At 23.3% G+C, this 3,128-nt stretch carries 3 protein-coding genes; all 3 read left to right on the top strand.

Annotated features, from left to right (window positions below; all coding sequences use genetic code 11):
- Positions 1 to 454 precede the first annotated feature (454 nt).
- The 3 genes from BGI41_RS07405 to BGI41_RS07395 all read left to right on the top strand — a co-directional run bounded on the left by BGI41_RS07405 (position 455) and on the right by BGI41_RS07395 (position 3,097).
- Complete coding sequence (locus BGI41_RS07405; protein WP_088540046.1) at positions 455 to 661, top strand: TIGR04165 family Cys-rich peptide; 207 nt, start codon at positions 455 to 457, stop codon at positions 659 to 661.
- Positions 662 to 758: 97 nt separating this feature from the next.
- Positions 759 to 1,904 carry a TIGR04083 family peptide-modifying radical SAM enzyme gene (locus BGI41_RS07400; protein ID WP_088540044.1) on the top strand — a complete coding sequence of 382 codons (1,146 nt, stop codon included), beginning with the start codon at positions 759 to 761 and terminating at the stop codon, positions 1,902 to 1,904.
- Between the two features lie 206 nt (positions 1,905 to 2,110).
- Complete coding sequence (locus BGI41_RS07395; RefSeq protein WP_088540042.1) at positions 2,111 to 3,097, top strand: ATP phosphoribosyltransferase; 987 nt, start codon at positions 2,111 to 2,113, stop codon at positions 3,095 to 3,097.
- Positions 3,098 to 3,128: the final 31 nt, after the last annotated feature.

Genomic DNA, 3,128 nt, shown 5'->3' with positions numbered 1-3,128 from the left:
GAAAAAATATTTTTTATTATTTTTTCCTTCTTTTTTTATTTTTAAATATTTAGTTTAATTTTTTTTAGTAAAAAAAAGTAATATTTAATTAGTAATTGTTTTTTTATTGATTGTTTTTGTGTTTTTTTTCTGTTTTAGTAATTATAATAATGTTTTTTTATAGTGTTGTGTTTTTCTTTTTTTTGTATTTTTAGTGTACTGTTTTTTGTGTTTTTAGTAAAAATAGTAATTTTTATTATTGTTTTAATTTTATTTTATCTTTTTTAATAAAAAACTAATATTATTTTTCTTTAATTGATTTTCTTTTAAATTATGTTTTTTATTTAATTTTTTTAATAATTTTAATTAATTTATTGAATATTTAATAATTTTAATAAATTGTTTTCTTAGAAGCAAATTATTATTAAATATAAAGTATATAATTAAATATAATTAATTTTAAAGAGTGGTAAAAATGAAAGTAGAAGATTTAATAGCTAAATGTCCTAAATGTGGATCAACTGATAAAACTGTACGTCGTAAAATTATTGATAATCATTTAGCACATGCTGAAACTGCTTATTTTAGATGTTCAAACTGTGGGTATGTATTTGAAAAAGGTGAAGACCATTCAAATGATCCTAAAGATAAAATTATTAAAGAATTAAACAAAATAATGTAATTTTGATAGAAATTATCTATTTTTTATTTTTAAACCATTAATTTTGGTTTAAATATTTTTATAAAAACAAACTTTATTATTTTTTTATAGTGATAAAATGCCATTTCATGTAATGATAATACCAACACTTAATTGTCCAGGTAACTGTAAATATTGCTGGGTTTCTGATAAACATGCAGAAGTAATGGATATTAATATTATTAAAGATATTAAAGAATGGTTAGAGACTTTTAGAAATAATGAACCTGTTCATTTTACTTTTCATGGTGGAGAACCATTAATTGCAGGATATGAATTTTATAAAGAAGCTTTTACAATTTTAAATCAATTAAAAAATATTAATGGATATTCAATGCAATCTAATCTTTGGCTTCTTGATGAAAATATTGTTAAATTATTAAAAGAGAATAATGTTGCATTAAGTACAAGTATAGATGGTCCTAAAGAGATTACAGATTATCAAAGAGGTAAAAATTATTTTGATAAAACTATGAAATCTGTAAAACTTGCTGAAGATAATGGATTATTTGTTAATTATGTATGTACATTTACTTCATATTCTAAAGATTATGCAGATGAAATTTATGATTTCTTTAAGGATATTCATGCAACTGTTAAAATACATTCTGCTCTTCCATCTTTAAGAGGAGATAATGCAGATCCATGGGCATTAAATCAAGAAGATTATGGTAAATTAATGGTTTCATTACTTGATAAGTATCTTTATGATCTTGAAGAATTCCAAATTAAAGATTTTGATCATATGGCAAAAAGTAGTCTTATTCGTCATGGAACTTTATGTACTTTTGCAAATTGTATGGGTGATACTCTTGCAGTAGGGCATGATGGTAATATTTATCCATGTTATAGATTTGTTGGAATGGATGAATATGTAATGGCTAATGTTAAAGATAAACCTAGTCCTGAAGATTTAAAAGATTCTGATGCATGGAAAAAATTAGAAGAATTTAATGCATATGTTGATGAAAATTGTAGTGATTGTAAATTTATTAAGTTCTGTAGAGGTGGATGTCCATATAATGGTATTGTAGCAAGTCATACTCCAAAAGCAGTAGATCCTCAATGTGATGCATATAAATTGATATTTTCAGATATTTCTAGAAGACAGAATAAAGACTTTTTAAAAAGAGGGATTCCTGGAATGCCTGGTATGGATAAACCTCAAGAGAAAAAAGATGATGAACCTTATTCAATAATGGATTTAATGATGAAACCATTATAGTATACTTTATATAATTATTATAAATAGAAATTATTTAAAAACAGCAATATTAATGATTTTGTAGGTAAGTATGGTTTTTATTTATAAATATCTTTTTATTAATGATTTTGTAGGTAAGTATGGTTTTTATTTATAAATATCTTATTAAAATTAATATTTAAAAAACATTTTATTATTTTAATCTTAAACTTAGGAGAATTGTAATTATGGTAAAAATTAAATTAGGACTTCCAAAAGGAAGTTTAAACAATGTAAATCGTGGAAATACTCATCAATTATTTGTTGATGCAGGTTATGAAATAAAAGGTTATGAACCTGAAAATGAAGATTATGATATTAAATTCTTAAATGATGAAGATATTGATGCATATTTAAATAGACCTCAAAGTTCACCTGTTGAACTTAATCGTGGTATGATTGATATTGCAATTGTAGGTGAAGATTGGGTAAAAGAAGAATCAGTTTTACAAGATAATGAAATAACTAAACTTGGAGATTTAAATTATGGTGAAACTAATCTTGTTGTAGCTATCCCTAATGATTCTCCATTTGATAATTTAACTGATTTCTTTAGATCATGTAAAGGAAGAGATAAACCTATTTTATGTTTTACAGAATATCCTAATTTAACTAGAAAATTTATTATGGAAAATGAAGGTTATCAAGAATTATTTGGAGATTCAATTCCTTTTGTACAAGTAAGAGGTTTAACTGATGGAGATAATAAACAAGTTCAAGTTATAAATTCTGATGGTGCAACTGAGACTTATATTTCAAAAGGTGCAGATTTCATTGTAGATAATACTCAAACAGGTTCAAGTCTTAAAAAAGCAGGTCTTAAACAAATTGAAGTAATTTTACATTCTTCAGCAGGTTTATATGCAGGTGTTGCATGTACTGGAGAGAAAATGGATAAAGCAAAAATGATTTTTGAACAATTATTAGGTGCTATTACTGCTAAAAAATATTTTGATGTTAAATTTAATATTGATAATTCAAAAGTAGAAGATATTTGTAAATATTTAATTGATAATAATTATTGTTCCCATGAACCTACAGTAAATAAAGGTAAAAATTATTCTCAAATTAATGTTTTAATTAATAAAAAATCTTTCCCTGAAATGTTAGATGGAATAACTAGTAGGGGTGCATCTAGTGTTATTAGATCTGATGTAAAACAGTATGTAATTTAAATTAATTTAATATATTTATATTATTTTAATT

The sequence above is a fragment of the Methanobrevibacter sp. 87.7 genome (assembly GCF_002208625.1).
Lineage (GTDB): Archaea > Methanobacteriota > Methanobacteria > Methanobacteriales > Methanobacteriaceae > Methanarmilla.
This window is presented reverse-complemented; position numbering and strand designations above follow the sequence as displayed.